At 31.5% G+C, this 16822-nt stretch carries 20 protein-coding genes; 11 read left to right on the top strand and 9 right to left on the bottom strand.

Annotated features, from left to right (window positions below):
• Nucleotides 1-23 precede the first annotated feature (23 nt).
• From hypE to IJI93_RS04385, 3 genes are read left to right on the top strand one after another with little or no spacing between them, the layout of a single operon-like run.
• A complete protein-coding gene (gene hypE, locus IJI93_RS04395; RefSeq protein WP_292820464.1) occupies nt 24-1043 on the top strand; it encodes a hydrogenase expression/formation protein HypE in 1020 nt (339 codons plus the stop codon).
• 9 nt (nt 1044-1052) lie between these two features.
• Nucleotides 1053-1454, top strand: a complete 402-nt coding sequence (locus tag IJI93_RS04390; protein WP_292820461.1) for an RDD family protein — start codon at nt 1053-1055, stop codon at nt 1452-1454.
• Nucleotides 1455-1479: 25 nt separating this feature from the next.
• Nucleotides 1480-2118, top strand: a complete 639-nt coding sequence (locus tag IJI93_RS04385; RefSeq protein WP_292820458.1) for a hypothetical protein — start codon at nt 1480-1482, stop codon at nt 2116-2118.
• Nucleotides 2119-2121: 3 nt separating this feature from the next.
• Here IJI93_RS04385 and cas4 read toward each other — a convergent pair whose 3' ends face one another.
• On the bottom strand, nt 2122-2811 hold the full coding sequence (gene cas4, locus IJI93_RS04380) for a CRISPR-associated protein Cas4 (protein WP_292820456.1): 690 nt from the start codon (nt 2809-2811) through the stop codon (nt 2122-2124).
• 86 nt (nt 2812-2897) lie between these two features.
• Between cas4 and IJI93_RS04375 the strand changes: the two genes are divergently transcribed.
• Both IJI93_RS04375 and IJI93_RS04370 read left to right on the top strand, forming a co-directional pair.
• Nucleotides 2898-3758, top strand: coding sequence for a radical SAM protein (locus IJI93_RS04375; RefSeq protein WP_292820454.1), 861 nt, complete (start codon nt 2898-2900; stop codon nt 3756-3758).
• A gap of 35 nt (nt 3759-3793) precedes the next feature.
• A complete protein-coding gene (locus tag IJI93_RS04370) occupies nt 3794-5062 on the top strand; it encodes a DEAD/DEAH box helicase (RefSeq protein ID WP_292820451.1) in 1269 nt (422 codons plus the stop codon).
• On the opposite strand, the gene IJI93_RS04365 is transcribed toward IJI93_RS04370, so the two are convergent.
• The 4 genes from IJI93_RS04365 to IJI93_RS04350 are packed head-to-tail and all read right to left on the bottom strand — an operon-like array spanning nt 5063 to nt 8374.
• Nucleotides 5063-5866 (bottom strand): winged helix-turn-helix transcriptional regulator, encoded by an 804-nt coding sequence (locus tag IJI93_RS04365; RefSeq protein WP_292820448.1) that lies wholly within the window; start codon nt 5864-5866, stop codon nt 5063-5065. It lies immediately after the preceding gene.
• 60 nt (nt 5867-5926) lie between these two features.
• The gene (gene recJ / locus IJI93_RS04360; RefSeq protein ID WP_292820445.1) at nt 5927-7333 is read right to left on the bottom strand and encodes a single-stranded-DNA-specific exonuclease RecJ; all 1407 of its coding nucleotides are present in this window, start codon (nt 7331-7333) and stop codon (nt 5927-5929) included.
• Nucleotides 7334-7338: 5 nt separating this feature from the next.
• Complete coding sequence (locus tag IJI93_RS04355) at nt 7339-7608, bottom strand: signal recognition particle subunit SRP19/SEC65 family protein (protein ID WP_292820442.1); 270 nt, start codon at nt 7606-7608, stop codon at nt 7339-7341.
• Nucleotide 7609: 1 nt separating this feature from the next.
• Nucleotides 7610-8374, bottom strand: coding sequence for a uroporphyrinogen-III synthase (locus IJI93_RS04350; RefSeq protein ID WP_292820439.1), 765 nt, complete (start codon nt 8372-8374; stop codon nt 7610-7612).
• A 535-nt stretch (nt 8375-8909) separates the two neighbouring features.
• Between IJI93_RS04350 and IJI93_RS04345 the strand changes: the two genes are divergently transcribed.
• From IJI93_RS04345 to IJI93_RS04320, 6 genes are all read left to right on the top strand, one after another.
• Nucleotides 8910-9275, top strand: coding sequence for a DUF2283 domain-containing protein (locus tag IJI93_RS04345; RefSeq protein WP_292820436.1), 366 nt, complete (start codon nt 8910-8912; stop codon nt 9273-9275).
• 95 nt (nt 9276-9370) lie between these two features.
• A complete protein-coding gene (locus tag IJI93_RS04340) occupies nt 9371-9835 on the top strand; it encodes a flavodoxin (RefSeq protein ID WP_292820434.1) in 465 nt (154 codons plus the stop codon).
• Complete coding sequence (locus IJI93_RS04335) at nt 9828-10343, top strand: flavodoxin family protein (RefSeq protein ID WP_292820431.1); 516 nt, start codon at nt 9828-9830, stop codon at nt 10341-10343. The genes IJI93_RS04340 and IJI93_RS04335 overlap by 8 nt, the downstream gene beginning before the upstream one ends.
• 167 nt (nt 10344-10510) lie before the next feature.
• Nucleotides 10511-10747 carry a type II toxin-antitoxin system PrlF family antitoxin gene (locus IJI93_RS04330; protein ID WP_292820428.1) on the top strand — a complete coding sequence of 79 codons (237 nt, stop codon included), beginning with the start codon at nt 10511-10513 and terminating at the stop codon, nt 10745-10747.
• Between the two features lie 54 nt (nt 10748-10801).
• Nucleotides 10802-10987 carry a hypothetical protein gene (locus tag IJI93_RS04325; RefSeq protein ID WP_292820425.1) on the top strand — a complete coding sequence of 62 codons (186 nt, stop codon included), beginning with the start codon at nt 10802-10804 and terminating at the stop codon, nt 10985-10987.
• A gap of 3 nt (nt 10988-10990) precedes the next feature.
• On the top strand, nt 10991-11377 hold the full coding sequence (locus tag IJI93_RS04320) for a type II toxin-antitoxin system VapC family toxin (RefSeq protein ID WP_292820423.1): 387 nt from the start codon (nt 10991-10993) through the stop codon (nt 11375-11377).
• A 56-nt stretch (nt 11378-11433) separates the two neighbouring features.
• On the opposite strand, the gene IJI93_RS04315 is transcribed toward IJI93_RS04320, so the two are convergent.
• The 4 genes from IJI93_RS04315 to IJI93_RS04300 form a co-directional block, all read right to left on the bottom strand.
• The gene (locus IJI93_RS04315) at nt 11434-12951 is read right to left on the bottom strand and encodes a hypothetical protein (protein ID WP_292820420.1); all 1518 of its coding nucleotides are present in this window, start codon (nt 12949-12951) and stop codon (nt 11434-11436) included.
• Between the two features lie 182 nt (nt 12952-13133).
• Complete coding sequence (locus IJI93_RS04310; RefSeq protein WP_292820416.1) at nt 13134-14564, bottom strand: oligosaccharide flippase family protein; 1431 nt, start codon at nt 14562-14564, stop codon at nt 13134-13136.
• A gap of 166 nt (nt 14565-14730) precedes the next feature.
• Nucleotides 14731-15633 (bottom strand): FkbM family methyltransferase, encoded by a 903-nt coding sequence (locus IJI93_RS04305; RefSeq protein WP_292820414.1) that lies wholly within the window; start codon nt 15631-15633, stop codon nt 14731-14733.
• A 159-nt stretch (nt 15634-15792) separates the two neighbouring features.
• Nucleotides 15793-16815 carry a glycosyltransferase family 2 protein gene (locus IJI93_RS04300; protein WP_292820411.1) on the bottom strand — a complete coding sequence of 341 codons (1023 nt, stop codon included), beginning with the start codon at nt 16813-16815 and terminating at the stop codon, nt 15793-15795.
• Between the last annotated feature and the right edge of the window lie 7 nt (nt 16816-16822).

The following is a 16822-nucleotide window of genomic DNA, read 5'->3' as shown; positions in this document are numbered from 1 at the left end:
ATACTATTGAATTAGGAGATAAAATGTCAGAAGATAAAATAAATATGAATCATGGTGCTGGTGGAGAAGTCATGGCTAATCTTATTGCTAGTACAGTTTTAGATAATATTTCTAAAAAAAGTGTTAATGGCGGTATTAGCTTAGATGATTTGGATGATGGAGCATCAATCCCATTAGGTGATTATGAAATTGTTTTTACAACAGATGGTCATACAATAGATCCATTATTTTTCCCAGGTGGTGACATTGGTAGGATTTCAGCTGCCGGAACAATAAATGACGTTTCAGTAATGGGAGCTCAGCCGTTGGCTATTTCAAATGCAATCATCATGCAGGAAGGATTTCCAATAGAGGATTTGGATAAAATTATGAAATCCTTAAATGAAGCTTGTGAAGAGGTTGGAGTTGCAGTAATCACCGGTGATACTAAAGTAATGCCTCGCGATAAGCTTGATGGTATTGTTATGGTTACAACAGGCATAGGGATAGCTAAAAAGGGTGAAGTGGTTCGTGATTGCGGTCTTGAAGTGGGTGACAAAATTATTGTCACAGGCAGTTTGGGAGACCATGGAATGAGTCTTATGTCATTTAGGGAAGGATTTGGTTTTGAAACAGATTTGAAATCAGATGTTGCTCCTATGTGGAATATAATTAAAAAAGCTTTAGAAATTGGTGGAGTTACAGCAATGAAAGACCCTACACGTGGGGGTTTTGCAAATGCAATTAACGAAATGGCTTCCAAAGCCGGTGTTGGTGTTGTACTTGAACAAGAGGCAATTCCAGTAAAAGAGGAAGTCCACGCTGTATCTGAAATGTTAGGAATTGATCCATTTGAAGTAGCTAATGAAGGAAAAGTTGTCATGGGTGTTAAAGCGGATAAAGCTGAAGCAGTCCTTGAAGCTATTAAAGGTGAAAAATATGGTGAAAATGCCGCAATTATTGGCGAAGTTGTTGAAGGGAATTATGTAATTGTTAACACTCCTATTGGCGGTGAAAGAATTCTTGAAGCGCCAATTGCAGATCCTGTTCCAAGAGTGTGTTAAGGTGATAAAATGGTTACTGTATTTACAAGAAGGGTAATTGCTTATGTTCTTGACTTTTTTGTCGTTTCATCATTCATGTGGATTTTATCTTATTTATTTTTCTTAGTGGTGAATCCTGTTGATGTTTACTATGTATATCAAATTTTCCCAGTCATTGTTCCAATTTTGATTATTGTTTATTTTGTAGCTTGTGAAAAAATAAAAGGCGCTACCGTTGGTAAGGCTTTAATGTATTTGCAAGTCCGTTCAAGAAATGGAGCGTATATCAATTGGGCTCAAGCTATTGTACGTAATTTATCTAAAATATTTTGGGTTCCGATTATTTTTGATTGGGCTATAGGTAAATTTTTAAATCAAGATAGGATTTTGGCCTATATTACAAAGACTGTTGTTGTCGATGAGCTTAGATAAGCTCAATTCTTTATTTTTTGATATAATGATTAAAAAAGTTCAGATTTTATGGTATTTAAATAAGGAAGATTTAGAAAATTATTGCATTGATTTTAAGGAATATAAATCACATAAGCTTGAAGGTTATGAGATTTGTGAAGTTGATGAAGATTTGATTTTTGATTTGTGCGATATTGATTCTGATAGGCTGGAACCGATAGGCTATTTTAAAAATAAGAAGGAAATTGAAAACTACGTATCCGATTATATTTCAAATAATGAATATGAATTGAGCCTCGATTCTCCTGAACTTAAATCTAAAATCGATAATGCCATTAGTTCAATTGATTTTGATGGTGAAGATTATTACATTTCAATCGGTTCAGGTATAGGAAAAGAGGGTAATAAAATCAGCAGTTGGTTTGAATCTCTTAAAAAGGAATATAAAATAGCCACCCGTGAAAATCTGTGGGTTTTGGCCGTAACTGGTTATGATCCTTACGATTTATCCTTAACCGGAAAAACATTATCATTTATTTTATCAGATATTTTAAATGTAAATGAGTCTTCTTTAGATAATTTAATCCCAAATAAGGGAAGAATTACTATCGATGAATGGAATGAAATTCTTGAAAAGGTTTATAAAAAAAATAAAATATATTTGGGTTTGAATAGGGTTGTTTAAACATTATTTTTTGTAATGTTCGCAGTAACTTTTGTATCTGCAGGATCGGCATTTATTCGGATTTTTGGTGGGGATAAATGGTTTTGAACCATCTAACAATCCTTGCATTCTATTTATTGTAAATTCTATTTCTTTTTCAATTTCAGGTGTAAATATTTCAATCCAAAAGAGATTTCGGGTACCTCGTTCTCTAAGTGCACCTTTAATTGTCCTTGTATCATCGGCCATATCTTTAAAAGCAAGACAATATGCTCTTACTTGATTCATGGTGGATTGGTAGGGTGTACGACCTGGCTTATCATCGATTATGACAATTTCATCCGGACTCATCCATATTTCATCTATGTATCCTCTAATACCGTATTTTGGGGAAATAACAAAACATTCCCTTGACATGCTGGCTTCGCTTTTGGATGTTTCTACAACTTCCTCAAATGTTGCAGGTGTTGCATCTTGTTTGAAAATATCTTCAAGTTGGTGATGAATTTCACTGCCGTGAGTCATTGCTGGGGTAGGCGCAGTTTCTATACCTTTCATGTACTCGAGATATATCTGATATTCACAATATCCTTGTTGATTGAGCCAACTAATTGGGAAATTGTTTTTACCTTCGATAATTTGAACATCTTTTATGTCAGGATGTTTTTTAATTGAGTATTCCTTGTCAAATCCAGTAATGTTTTTTTGTTGCATAGTTCATCTTATGTTTTTAGATGATGATAATACTTTTCATCGGCTCTTAGTAATTTTTTATATATGATTTTTTATAAACTATGTTCATGCATTATGCAACGTCTAAAAGCATTTTATCTTCAAAAAATGGAATGAATCTATACAGGGGATGTACACATGGATGCATTTACTGTGATTCAAGAAGTGATATTTATGGAATGGAACATGAATTTGAAGATATTGAAGTTAAGCAGAATTCTTTGGAGTTACTGAAAAAAGAACTTATCAAAAGGCCTAAAGCAATGATTGGAACTGGGGCAATGTGCGATCCATGCATTCCCCTTGAAAAAAATCTGCAATATGTCCGAAAATCTTTAGAGCTGATATATCGATATGGTTTTGGTTTTACTTGCATTACTAAATCTGATTTGATATTAAGAGATTTGGACTTGCTTAAAAAAATCAATGAAAAATCAAAAGTAGTCGTTCAAATGACTTTGACAACTGCAGATGAAGAGTTATGTAGGATTTTAGAACCTAATGTATGCGGGTCAAAAAGAAGAGTGGAAGTCTTAAACATTCTCAAAGAAGCAGGAATTCCAACTGTTGTTTGGCTATGTCCAATTCTGCCTTATATTAACGATAATGAAGAAAATATTAAAAAAATCCTGGATTATTGTATTGAAGCTAATGTTAAGGGGATAATTTGTTTTGAAATGGGCTTAACCTTAAGGGATGGCAACAGGCAATACTTTTATGAAAAATTAGATGAACATTTCCCTGGCTTAAAAAAGAGATATATCGACGAATTCGGCAACAGTTATTCAATTCCGTCACCTAAAAACAATGAATTGATGGAAATTTTTAGGGATGTTACTGCACAAAATGGAATTTTAAGTGACAATAATGAAATTTTCAAGTATATATCTGAATTTCCTCAAAAATCACATCAATCAAAGTTAATCTAAATAATTAAATAGCTATTTTTTTAAATATTTATATAATGAATTTTGAAGATTTTAACATTTCATCACAAATTAAGGATGCTATTGGGCAGATGGGTTTTACAAAACCAACACCAATTCAAGAAAAGGCGATTCCTCAAGCTTTAAAAGGGATGGATATTACTGCACAGGCACAAACAGGTTCGGGTAAAACAATCGCTTTTGCAATTCCAGTTTTGGAAAAGATTTTCATTCCGGATAAATCTCCCCAAGCCATTATACTATGCCCCACAAGAGAATTATGCATGCAAGTTGCAGACGAGATAAATAAAGTAGGCTCTAAAATTAAGAAACTTAAGGTTTTAGCAGTTTATGGTGGCCAACCAATCGGAAAACAAACAAGGGTATTAAAAAAAGGAGTCCATATTGTTGTCGGAACTCCCGGTCGTGTAATTGATCATATCGAAAGGGAAAATCTTGATTTAATTGGAGTTGAAAGTGTTGTACTGGATGAAGCAGATGAAATGTTGGAAATGGGTTTTAGGGAGGATATCGAGGAAATCCTGTCCAATACTCCTAACCAAAGACAAACTTTACTTTTCTCGGCAACAATACCTTCTGAAATCAGGGAAATTGCTAAAAAATATCAAAAAAGTCCTAAATTCATTAAGATTTCTTCAAATAGGAAAAATGCTCCTAAAATTACTCAATATTATTATAAATGTGATATAAATGATAAATTTGATTCATTAACTCGTTTAATAATGGCATATGATGTGAAACTTATTTTAATATTCTGCAATACTAAAAAAAGTGTTGATTTTGTAAAAAAACACTTGAAAAAGCAGGAATTTAATGTAGATGCATTGCATGGGGACATGACTCAAAAGGCCAGGGATAAAGTAATGAATAAATTTAGAAATGGCAATATCAACATTTTGGTTGCAACAGACGTGGCGGCACGTGGTTTGGATATTGATGGGGTTGATGTAGTAATTAACTATGATGTAGCTCAGAATGCTGATGACTATACTCATCGTATTGGAAGAACAGCACGTGCAGGCAAAACAGGGTATGCGCTTAGTTTAGTCTCAGCAGATGAGGTTTCAAGATTCAATAATATTAAAAAATCAAACAACATTTCACAAAAGCAAATCCCCACGCTTTTAGAAATCAATGAACTTAAAAGTCTACTTATTTTGAATGATGTTAAAAAATCAAAAGATAATCTGGATGAATATGTTAAAATAATTGAAAAGAGTGAAAATAAGAATTTTAGTTCAACTGAACTGGCTGCTGGACTATTAAAAAGGATAATGGAAAATTAATTATTTTCCACCATCAATTATATTGAATTTGATTTTTTCATTTTCAAGCTCACGGATGAATGCTTTGCTCATATCTCCAACACATATTGCAATAACATTTAATCCTTTACGAGCGGCATTTGCAGTTGCATGAGGGGCTGCAAATTCAATGTCAATATCTATATCGAGAATGCCTGTAATAGCACGTGCAACAGTACCTGCAACAGCAACTTTATCGATTTTAGCACCGCTGTTTGTACCATTTTCAAAAATTGTCTTAATTAATTCTAAATCACAAGCTTTAGAACCGCCGTCTTTAATTGTTGGAACAATAATGACTGTTACTTCACCAACGCTCATGTCAATAATGCCTGTAAGATTAGTTAATGCCACATCTCTACCTTCTTCAGCATCTTCCATGACAACGCCGGTTGCATTTTCTTCTTTTTTGTGAGCATATAAAACTCCATTGTCCATGTAAAGTCCAACAATATCGTCTTGCTTTAAGTCTTCCTTAGCAATTGCGGGCCAGATGGTTTTATAATGATTCATGGTTTCTAGAACAGAATCAGTATATTTTCTTAAGCTTATAGCATCTCTTTTTACTTTATCGATACCTGCTTGGGTAATTTTATAAGGTGATCTACCATCTTTTGATGTAATATAACCTAATTCGATTAATGTTTTAATATTTTCTGAAACAGCCTGTATTGTAATCCCTAAACTTTTAGCCAAATCTTTTTGTTTGAGATGAGGGTCTTGTTTTGAAATTTCACTTAAAATTTGAAAATGTGTAAGAGCACCTCTTTTTTTAAAAGTTTTCATATAGTTCATTCCCCTATAACTTAACTTAATTTATTATTTATTTGTTTTATATTATATAAATTAGTTTGTAATTTTGCCGTTTAAACGTTCATTAAATAATTCTATAAACTCATCTTTTTTATCGGTTGGAATGTATGCACCACATGCCATCGCATGTCCTCCGCCAGTTCCTCCAACTTCAGATGAAATTTCACGAATAATATTTCCAAAATGAATTCCGTCATATGAAAGTAATCTAGAGCATCTAAGAGAAACTTTAAGGCCATTTTCATCCGTTTGAGTAAATCCAATAATCGGCTTTTTCCAATTGCAATATCCTAGAATCATTCCAGTCACGGTTCCAACAATTTCAGGTTTAATACCTGTGCCATCAAAGTATTGGAGGTTTTCCAATTCTATTATGTTGGTTTCATCATTTTCAGCAACGCTGGATATTGAGGTAGCTAAATTATAGCGATGAGTTTTACTGATTGCTTCAAGTTCGTCAAGAGCTTCGATTCTATCACCCTTTAAAACTTCCATCGCAACTTTCTCTTCATGATTTCTTCCGCAGGCGTTCATTGCAGTTGAAAATTCAGATCCGTCTCTTAGGAAACTGTCTTCATCCTCTTTTAAGAAGGTATATGAATCTCCTATGATGAGCTGAGGAATATACTTAACATATTTTCCCGGAACAACCTTTGAAATCATCTCAACGAGCTTTTGGTATAATTTTGCCTTTTCTGGCATGCTTAGTTCATTCAGTGTTTTCCTGTTGTGTTTTTCATCAATACCAAGTTCTTCCAAAACGGCCATTGTTTCGGTAGTATTGTTGGTAATCGGCAATTTCACATCACTGAAATATGAAAGCGCAACAAATAATGGTCTGGTGTTGCGCCCATAAATGTTAATGTCATTTTTGGTCACTTCAAGATATCCTTCATCAATTGCATCCTGCTGAATTATTTCATTCAAACCTTCAAAATGCCCGGATTTTGTATTTTGCATATCTCCAATAGCGGACAGGACTCCAATCCAGCTTAAGTCAGTGTATCCAAATTCCTTTGCAAGAAAATAACATAATCCTCCACCGCAAACGTAATATGACCCGTCAATTCCATGATGCAAAGGATTAATTTCGAGGTAAGTGTAATTCTTGTCATTTTTATAATCGATGTCTCTTAAGGGAGGGTGGTGGTCAAGGATTATAATTTTTTGTGAGTCTTTTGCTTTTGTGTCAATTCTCTGGCCTGAACCCAAATCTGAAAATATTGTAAGCTCATGGTCAAGTTCTATATCGTCCAAGACATCTAAATTAACGAATTCAATGTCATGGGGTTTATTTTGTCTGTCAAGGATGGTTGATAATATTGCGCCTGAACAGATACCATCACAATCGATATGTGAGTAGATTTTAATGTCTTCTGACTGCTCAATGATTTCTCTTGCCTGATGGTATTGCTGGCTCATTAGTTGTGGCATTTCCATAGTAATCATTTCTTGAATTCTTTTATCTTTAAACTGATTTCACGGATAAGCTCTAATTTGGTCTTATCCCATTCCACTAAAACTCTTCCGGATTTTTCATACCATTTTCCAGGATATGAAAACTCTTTTTGCACGTTATACTGTAATCCAAGTCTTTTTAGGGCTTTTTCAATGTCATTTATGGTTGGATCTTTAACAGCATCCTCCAGTGAGATTTTACGGCCTTCGGAAAGACTTAAATTTTTATTTAAATATTGTGGCCAAATAGTAATCATTCTAACACCTATTCAATGTTTCAAATAATAGTTCCATCATGTCTGGAACCGTATATGTATCTGGGTAAATGTAATCAACGTTGTATTTGTCTAAAACCTTTGCAGTGATAGGGCCGATTGAAACTGTCAACAAGTTTTCATTCAACATTTCAGCTATTTCCTGTTTGTCTTCAGCTATTGTGAAGAAGTTTTCAACAGTAAGTGGGCTTGTAAAAGTTATTGCATCAATTTCCTTGTTTTTGATTTTAGTTATTAATTCCTTAACTTTTGTATCGTCCATTGGAAAGAGTGATTTGTATGCTTCAGCTAAAATTACCTTGTTTCCGAGTTTTTCTAGGCTTTCAGGTAAAACAGGTCTTGCAGAAGCGGTTCTTGGAATGCCTATTGTTTGATTGGTAATGCCTCTTTTTTCAAATTCTTCAATAAGGCCCTCTGCTGTGAAATCTTCAGGCATCAAATCAACAGTCAATCCTTGCTTTTCAGCCAGTTTCCCGGTTTTATTTCCAATAACTGCCAATTTGCAGTCTAAAGTTTTTATAAAATCCGGATAAAACTTATTCAGTGAAACTATTGTTGTTGGGGATGTAAATATAATCCAATCAAGTTCATCTTTTCTTTCCACCAATTCCCTTAATGATTCAGTGTTAACCGGCTTTAAATCAAGAGTTGGTGCGAGCACTGGTACCCCACTTAACTTTTCTACAATTTCACAAGCTTTTTTAGCTCTATCTTGAGGTCTTGTTATTGCAACAACGGGTTTTGACATTTTTTTACCTCATTAATTTATACTGTTTTATATTTTGTTTTTGTTTGTATATATTATTTGTTTTAATTGAGGAAATATTAAAATTGATTTGACTTTATAAAATTGATTTAATTATAAAATATTGCATTTAAATTACAATATTTCGTTTTTAAATTAGTTAAATTTATTTATTTGATTTTATAAACTTTTTTAGTGAACTATAATTAATTTAAGGGGGAATTAGATTAGATTTTAATATTAATTATCTGCAAGAAGTTTTATTTCATGTTCGGAATAATCCATATGGGATAAAATATTCTAAACATTATTTAAGAAAATCATATCAAAGGGATATTAATCAAGGTGTAGTTGACGAAAAATTATTAAATGAAATTCCTGTAGGTATTCAGAAAACGTTAGGTTATTATAATAGATTTGAATTAATTTATGAGTTTAATAATAATGATGATTTATATATTGTTGTGGATATAATTAATTCTGATGAGATTTGTATAATGACAGTAATACCTAAAAATGAAAAGAGGAGGCAACATTAATGCAAGCTTTTAAATTAAATTATATATATGATTATGAATATGATTTAGTTGATTTGACTATTAAGAATGATTTTAAATATTTGAAATCTATTGAAATATGCAAGGGTATTATTTTAGATTTTGATGAAAATTATTGTCCTGTTGCAATAGAAATGATTAGTGCTTCAAAGATTTTAGGTATCGATAAGAAATTTTTAGTATCTCCGGATATTAATATGTCTATTAGTGTTAACGATGATTTAATCAAACTTGAGATAAATTTCACTTTTGTAGATAATAAATTGGAACAAGATGTTAGTATTAAACAAAACATTGCTAATAATTATGGAATTCCTTCAATTGAAACATTATTATCAACTGCATAGTTGATAATTATTTTTTATTTTTTTTATATGGGGATTGTTGCATGTATAAACAATTTTATATATGATAATGTCTTAACTTTAAAATAGGTGATAAAATGAGTGATGTTTTAGTAGCTTATTTCTCAGCTAGCGGTGTAACTAAAAGCGTCGCCGAAAAGATAGCTAGCGAAAATGATTATGATATTTTTGAAATTGTGCCTGAAGAGATTTACACTCCTGAAGACCTTGATTGGACAAATAAGGATTCAAGATCAACAATTGAAATGAACGACAAGGAGTTCAGACCTCCAATCAAAGAATCCTGTGATGTTTCAGGTTATGATACTGTTGTAATCGGTTTTCCGGTATGGTGGTATACCGCACCTACAATAATCAATACGTTCATAGAAAGCGTTGATTTAAGCGGAAAAACAATTAAGGCATTCTGCACTTCTGGGGGATCCGGAATTGACAAATGCGTAAGCGATTTGCAGGCAGCATATCCTGAACTCAATTTTTCAAAAGGTATGAGATTCATGGGCGATGTATCAAAAGCAAAAGGATGGATTGAAGATGAGTAAAAAGGTTATTGTAATTAGTTCTTCACCGAGAATCGGTGGAAATTCAGACACTTTATGCGATGAATTTGTAAGGGGTGCCCTTGATGCAGATAATGCTGCTGTCAAGTATAACTTGGAAGAAATCAGATTCCACGCATGCAAGGCGTGCATGAGGTGCAAAACTCCTGAAATGAAATGTTTCCAGGAAGATGGTCTGGCTGAAGTCCTTGACAAGATGATGGAAGCGGATGTAATCGTATATGCAACCCCAATCTATTACTATTCCATGTGCGGCACACTGAAAAGGTTCTTTGACAGATGTTATCCTATATTTAACCACTTGGAAGATAAGGATTACTATATCATAACAGCAGCAGGATCTTCAAACGGCAATGCATTGACTGGAATCAGGGATTTCATCAGCTTTTCAAAAAACCCGACTGAAAAGGCTGTTTTCACTGTTATAGGTGATGCTAAATCCCAACCGGAACTGTTAAAAGAAGTATATGAAGCAGGTTTCGACTGTTAATACTTTCTTTTCTTTTTTTTAACAAAAAATTATTGTACTACTTTTTTTTAATCATTCAGGATTAGCTATAATTTTTAAATGTAATTGATAGTGTTTATCAAAATTATAATTTGATATAAATATTTATATAAAGTTATGAAATTAAATTATAGTTAGGAAGTGATTTGATGGTTAGTGTAACAAGTATTTATGATAAATTCCAAACAGTTATACCTGCTGAAATTCGCAAGGAATTTAATTTAGATAAATCCTATAAAATAGAGTGGAATATAAATGAAAATGGAAAAGTTGAATTGGAATTTATAAAGGAACTGTCATTGGATGATATGGTTGGAAGATATTCTGCTAGCGAAAATATCGATTCTGTTAAATTAAAACAGGATTTTAAAAATAATAGGCTGTAAATTGTTAGGAAATATTTAAATAGTTAGGAATATAATATAAAGTTAGGTGGTAATATGAATAGTTTTAATTATAAAAAAATTAAAGTAATTTCACCTAATAATTTAAGGAAGCATAATATGTATCCTAAAGCAACACCACAAAAAAATATTGATTTGGATGATTTTGTAGGGAAATTTAAAGCAAAGAATAAAATCAATTGCGTAAAATTGAAGCATGAATTTAAAAATGGGGGTGCATAATCAATGTATTTTTTGGATACTACTTTTGTTGTAGCATTATTCGTTTCCAATGATTATTGGCATCCACAAGCTTTAGAAGTTTATAAAAATATTAAAAATCATGAATTGGTGATATCTAGTTTAGTCATTGCAGAAACAATTACTGTATTAAAGAATAAACTTGAAACAAAAGAAATTTTGGAAATTTATAGAAGCATTCCAAATTTTTTTCAGGTTATTGAAGATACAAATTGTTATGGTGATGCAATGAGTGAGTTTGTCAAATATGATTCAACACTTTCATTTTTTGATGCAATGTATGTTGCTATAATGAAAAAATATGGTATTAATGAAATAATTAGTTTTGATAGCGATTTTGATAAAGTTGATAATATTATTAGAATCCATTAAATGCTATTTTTAATTAAATAAAATAATTAAGAGGTATTATCCTCTTAAAAATAATTTTACCCTTTAAAAGGATTTGAACTTGTATATTTTTGACCGTTTACGGTTAAGGTGTATGAACCGTAGTCAATATTTCCGGAAACTTCCAAAGCAGAAACGGAACTGTCACCAGTTAGGGTCCAGGTTGATCCTTCAGCCACATTAACGGTTGTGTTTCCTGTGGAGTTGATTGCTCCTTTAAACTCAGTATTTTTCATAATCCAAGTTAAAGAACTTATTGAATCAACAATTACGTTTCCTTCTATTTTTTCATTATTTGTGTTTACTTCAGCTGTTCCTCCATTGGAACCCTGAGTTCCCCATTGGTTTTGACCGGCAATTTCTAAAAATAATCCGCTGCCGAAGCTTAACTCGGTATTTTCCAGGTCAATTACACAAGCAGTGTTTGTTACATGAAACATTGGAGCCTCTTTGTAAACTGAAGAGTCTTCAGCTATTGCTAATTTGGTATTTTCCGCTGTGAAATGGGATGTTCCAACGTCTGCATCACCGCTCATGCTTTGGTAGATGAATATTCCGCCCAAATCAACGTAAGCATCCCCATCTTTTCTGTTACCTTCCGCATAACCTGTCAGGTCACAATCTTTTAATTCAATTGAGTTTTTACCTTCAATACATGCTATTTGGGATACATATGAAGTTCCTTTAGTATTTTCACAGGTGATGTTTCCTGTTGAATAGATTAAAGGTGAGCCTCTTCCTGAATCTTTACTTACTCCAGTGTTGATTTCTGAGTTTTTGACATGCACCTGACCTTCTCCACGATCTGTTGCAAGAGCCGCACAGCTTTGACCGTCAGTATTGATGATTACATTAACTGCATTGATTATACCGTTGTATGTTGCATCAAGCCCTCTTGACTTGTCTGAGTGGGTGGTGATTTTCACGTTGTTGATGTTTGCTTGGGTTGTGCCTTCGACTGTTGTTTCGCCAGGTCCTCCGTCGCTGCCGCCAGAAGGTTGTCCTCCTTCACCTGAACCTTCAGGCATTTCAGGTGGTTGGCCTCCGTCTCCTGAACCTTGTCCGGCTCCGCCATTTCCGGTTGCTTCTGGTGATTGGCCTCCGTCTCCTGAGCCTTGTGAAGAGCCACTGCTTGAAGCTTCCGCATTGGTTACGAAAATTCCGTTTGAGCCTTTGGAATTTGTGATAATCTCAACATTTGAAATATCCAGAGTACCGTTGGTATTTACTAAAATAGCTGAGTTGACACCATAAAAGTCAGCATCATCTCCTGAAGTCTGTGTATCTCCTGTTTTATTTAAAAGGGAGTCGACTAATTTCAGGACTCCTCCGTTTTTAACTAAAATAGCATTGGTTTCCGCACTGTCTGTGTGATATAATCCTTTGCTTTCGTCTAAAGTTTTCCCGTCGACAACTAGGTTTCCTCTGTCTTCCAGTGCGTTTGCATCAATACTTGTGGATGTAGAACCAGTATTTGAGAAATGTGTAAGTGCAAAAGCACAGGCACAAATTATTAAAAGTATTGCAATGATGGCAATTATGCATTTTCTGTTCATAAAAATAATTAATTTAAAAGAAGTATTTAATAATTTTCATACACACCTTGTGAAATAAAAAAATCATGATATATAAAAAATATAGTAATCTGGGGGGAAAATTTGAAGATTAAAAGTATATAAATAATGTTATTGTGAAAAGGTGAGTTCCAGTTCCTCCTGCAACTATAATTCTTTTTATGTTAATTTTTCCCTAAAATCTCTTTTAAGACATATGTGTCATCATCATCAAAGACTCTTAATAAATAAATTAATAGGAAGTAAATTATTATTCCAACTGGAATTGCTACCCACATGTTTAAGTTCAAGAAGAATAATGCAATTCCTAAAATTGTAGATCCAATGATGATTTTTAAAATATCTACATATAATTTTCTATCTGGTCTGTGTCCTATTTTATAAATTATATAAGTTTGTATAATTACAATTATAACATCACTTAAAACAGTTGTAATTGCAGCTCCGTTATATGAGTATTTTGGAATTAAAATTAGATTTAAAACGACATTAAATATTGCTGCTATTAAATAAATATATGTAACTGATATTTCTTTATGTGATGCATTTAATAATGTATTTCCTGCACCACTAATGAACAATAAGCAGACAGTCCAAATTAAAATAGATAAAACAGATGATGCTGAATCATATTCGGAACCATAGAATAAATGAATTATATCTGTAGAGTAAATCATTGTTGATACTGCAAGAGGGATTATAATAATCATTAAATATTTAATCGATTTTTCATAACTTGTTAAAAGCATTTTTTCATCATTTTTATAAAATTTACTCATTACTGGGAAAATAACTGCTGTATAAACGGAATAAAATAATGTTAATACTGAAATTAATTTATATGTAGCATTATAGATTCCTGTTGCATAATCTCCAACAATATTTGTAAGCATAACAATATCGATTGAATAATAAATGGATGATAAAATAACAGTGGCTGCAAATGGGATTGACGCTATTGTAATTTTTTTACAAAATGATGTATCAAATTCATAGTTAGGTTGAGTGATATATTTTTTTAAAACATAATATTCATAAAGTAATGCAATTACATTAGCTAAGATGTAGGCTACTGCTATTCCATAAAGATCCATATCAGTGTAAATTGCAATTAATATAAAAACAAGTAAGAGGGTATTTAGTATAGTGTTTCCAATTCCTTGATATTTGCCTTCTTCAAAAGCTTGAAAAGTAGCATTAAGTAATTCTACAAATTTCTTTATAATCTGTTCGATAGCAAAAAGTAATGTAACAATTATTGTAATTTCATTTGATTTCATTATTATTAGAACAATCAATATTGCAATAAATCCCATAACTGAAAATAATCCTTTTAATGGTATTACATTGCCCAAATATTTGGGGGCGGAATTATAATTTGTTGCAATATGGCGAACACTATGAATTCCAATTCCTAAATCAAATAAGATGGACATCATTCCAGTTAAGGATACTGCAAATCCAAAAATACCATATTTGCTGACTCCAAGATATCTGGCCATTAAGATTGTCCAGATAAACCCGCAAATGCTAGCTATTATCTGTGAAATGAGTAACCAGCTCATATTTTTGAATATTGTTTTTACTTGACTCATTTTATCATTTTAATATTTCTTTTCAATTTTTACAGTTTACATTTTTAGAATTTTTTTTGCTTAACAGTATAAAAACTTTTCATCATTGGACTATGAATAAATCCAATAATTTTTTAATTAATATATATTGTGTGTTTTTTTTTAGTTGGAGTAAATCAGTTTAATGTTATTTGTATGCATGGATAATTCCAATATCTTCAAAATTTAATCCGCTGGCAGCAACGGGATATGTATCTATTACAAATCCTTCTTCTTTTAATTTTGTTATAAGTGGTTTATAGTCTTTATTAGCTATTTTGGAATGATGTTCAAAGACAATATCATTAAACATGGTTAAATTTTCATTAAGAATAATTTCAAATTCACAACCCTCACAGTCCATTTTTAAAATATCTGGAGTGAATTCATAATTGTTAAATATATCTTCAATAGTTATAATTTCCATATCATATGTATCGTTACCAATATAACTTTTAATGGAGTTTGCATCGATTTTTAATGTTCCTCTTTTTGCACCAACACCTTTATTGACATAAATAATTTTTTCTTTTATGTCCTCGTTTAATGCTATATTTTCAAGAGCCAAATCAAATAAATGTTTCACCGGTTCAAATCCAATAACATTTGCACCTCTTTTTGCAAAATATAAGGAAGTATCTCCAATATTCCCCCCAATGTCAATTACGTGACGGCCTTCAAAATTAATCATATCCCATTCATCACTACTGAAGTATTCTTCATTACAAATTTCATACTCAAAAGAGGATTTCTCTTTAAACCTGGAATTGAAAATATTAACATATTTTATATCCCCAATAACAACATATTCTGAATCTTCATCAATTTCTTCCATATATTCTAAAAATTCAGTAGTTTTATCGGGGGAGAGATATTTAATTTTCCTCATCAACCTATTTAATGTGAATTCATTATGGATAGTTATTTCTTTTTTTGAATTTTTAGTAATGATGTTGCATGATTTTGTTAATCCAAATTTAAATTTTAAAGCTTCAATTGGATTATCAAGATATTTAAAATAGTCAATTAAATATGAAATCTTTTTAAACATGGTATCTTCCTAAGTTAGGGATTTTATAATAGAAGTTTTACTAAAAGTATTAAATCCATTCTAAACTTTTTTTAATTCAATAGTTTTACCAACTAATGTTGATTTTCATTGAAAAATGATGAATAATATTTTTTATAGTTTTCAAAATATTTATAGTAATCACAAATTATTTGTTTTACGATATAATTTTCTAAGTATATGTGAATCATAAATTTTTTCAACAATTTTAAGATAATAATAACATAAATTGAATCTTTCTTTTAATAGCAATTTATTGGCAATATCTTGAATTGAAGTATCTAGTGATCCTTTAAACGAAATGTCATTTTCAAAATCATATAAATGATTTAAATAAGTAATCACTCCCTGTTTTTCTTTTAGTAAATGCAGTCCATATAATTTGTATATTAAAATACTGATTTCTTTTTTATATAATCTGGAAAAATCTATATTCTTATTGTTTGATATTTTTGAATAGATTAATTTGTCTACGCCAATTATCATAGTCAAATCATTCAAATCCCATGTTCTTGAAATTGAATCTTCTTGAACATGGCGTATATATCCATTATACTCCGGAACATCAATTAAAGAGTTGCAATGCAATAAATACAAAATAGTAAAATATAAATCTTCAGCATATTTTCCTTCGGGAAACAGAATGTTGTTTTCAATTAAAATGCTTCGTTTGTATATTTTGTTCCATATGAACCTGTCTTCAAAGTATATTATGTCTTCTTTAGCAATATTGATTTTTTCTTTCCCATTTGGACTAGTTGGAGTGTACTTTGTGGTGATATTGTCTAAATTAACTTTTCCACAGGAAATCAAATCAGGATTTGATTCATTAATAATATTATAGAAAAATTCACATACATTCAAATCATATTCATCATCATTGTCCATAAACATAATGTAATCTGATGAAGCTATTTCTATTCCTTTATTTCTTCCTCGTACGGGAAAACCGCTGTTTTCTGAGGAATATATCGGAACAATATTTTCATATTGTTTAGCATAATTTTCTATTATTTTTTTAGTAGAGTCTGTAGATGCATCATCATATAAGATAAGTTCAATATTTTCAAAACCAAATGTCTGATTGATTACTGAGTCTATGCATCGTTTTAATGTTGATTCAGCATTATAACATGGAATAATTACACTAATCTTGTAATTCATATTATTT

It is taken from the genome of Methanobrevibacter sp. (assembly GCF_017431965.1).
Taxonomy (GTDB): domain Archaea; phylum Methanobacteriota; class Methanobacteria; order Methanobacteriales; family Methanobacteriaceae; genus Methanocatella.
The sequence above is the reverse complement of the archived record's forward strand: the minus strand, read 5'-3'. Positions and strand labels throughout refer to the sequence as shown.

What these genes read in the sequence shown, in the direction of transcription:
- hypE (WP_292820464.1), top strand. Translation starts at nt 24, where the DNA reads ATGTCAGAAGATAAAATAAATATGAATCATGGTGCTGGTGGAGAAGTC.
- IJI93_RS04390 (WP_292820461.1), top strand. Translation starts at nt 1,053, where the DNA reads ATGGTTACTGTATTTACAAGAAGGGTAATTGCTTATGTTCTTGACTTT.
- IJI93_RS04385 (WP_292820458.1), top strand. Translation starts at nt 1,480, where the DNA reads ATGATTAAAAAAGTTCAGATTTTATGGTATTTAAATAAGGAAGATTTA.
- cas4 (WP_292820456.1), bottom strand. Translation starts at nt 2,811, where the DNA reads ATGCAACAAAAAAACATTACTGGATTTGACAAGGAATACTCAATTAAA.
- IJI93_RS04375 (WP_292820454.1), top strand. Translation starts at nt 2,898, where the DNA reads ATGCATTATGCAACGTCTAAAAGCATTTTATCTTCAAAAAATGGAATG.
- IJI93_RS04370 (WP_292820451.1), top strand. Translation starts at nt 3,794, where the DNA reads ATGAATTTTGAAGATTTTAACATTTCATCACAAATTAAGGATGCTATT.
- IJI93_RS04365 (WP_292820448.1), bottom strand. Translation starts at nt 5,866, where the DNA reads ATGAAAACTTTTAAAAAAAGAGGTGCTCTTACACATTTTCAAATTTTA.
- recJ (WP_292820445.1), bottom strand. Translation starts at nt 7,333, where the DNA reads ATGGAAATGCCACAACTAATGAGCCAGCAATACCATCAGGCAAGAGAA.
- IJI93_RS04355 (WP_292820442.1), bottom strand. Translation starts at nt 7,608, where the DNA reads ATGATTACTATTTGGCCACAATATTTAAATAAAAATTTAAGTCTTTCC.
- IJI93_RS04350 (WP_292820439.1), bottom strand. Translation starts at nt 8,374, where the DNA reads ATGTCAAAACCCGTTGTTGCAATAACAAGACCTCAAGATAGAGCTAAA.
- IJI93_RS04345 (WP_292820436.1), top strand. Translation starts at nt 8,910, where the DNA reads ATGCAAGCTTTTAAATTAAATTATATATATGATTATGAATATGATTTA.
- IJI93_RS04340 (WP_292820434.1), top strand. Translation starts at nt 9,371, where the DNA reads ATGAGTGATGTTTTAGTAGCTTATTTCTCAGCTAGCGGTGTAACTAAA.
- IJI93_RS04335 (WP_292820431.1), top strand. Translation starts at nt 9,828, where the DNA reads ATGAGTAAAAAGGTTATTGTAATTAGTTCTTCACCGAGAATCGGTGGA.
- IJI93_RS04330 (WP_292820428.1), top strand. Translation starts at nt 10,511, where the DNA reads ATGGTTAGTGTAACAAGTATTTATGATAAATTCCAAACAGTTATACCT.
- IJI93_RS04325 (WP_292820425.1), top strand. Translation starts at nt 10,802, where the DNA reads ATGAATAGTTTTAATTATAAAAAAATTAAAGTAATTTCACCTAATAAT.
- IJI93_RS04320 (WP_292820423.1), top strand. Translation starts at nt 10,991, where the DNA reads ATGTATTTTTTGGATACTACTTTTGTTGTAGCATTATTCGTTTCCAAT.
- IJI93_RS04315 (WP_292820420.1), bottom strand. Translation starts at nt 12,951, where the DNA reads ATGAACAGAAAATGCATAATTGCCATCATTGCAATACTTTTAATAATT.
- IJI93_RS04310 (WP_292820416.1), bottom strand. Translation starts at nt 14,564, where the DNA reads ATGAGTCAAGTAAAAACAATATTCAAAAATATGAGCTGGTTACTCATT.
- IJI93_RS04305 (WP_292820414.1), bottom strand. Translation starts at nt 15,633, where the DNA reads ATGTTTAAAAAGATTTCATATTTAATTGACTATTTTAAATATCTTGAT.
- IJI93_RS04300 (WP_292820411.1), bottom strand. Translation starts at nt 16,815, where the DNA reads ATGAATTACAAGATTAGTGTAATTATTCCATGTTATAATGCTGAATCA.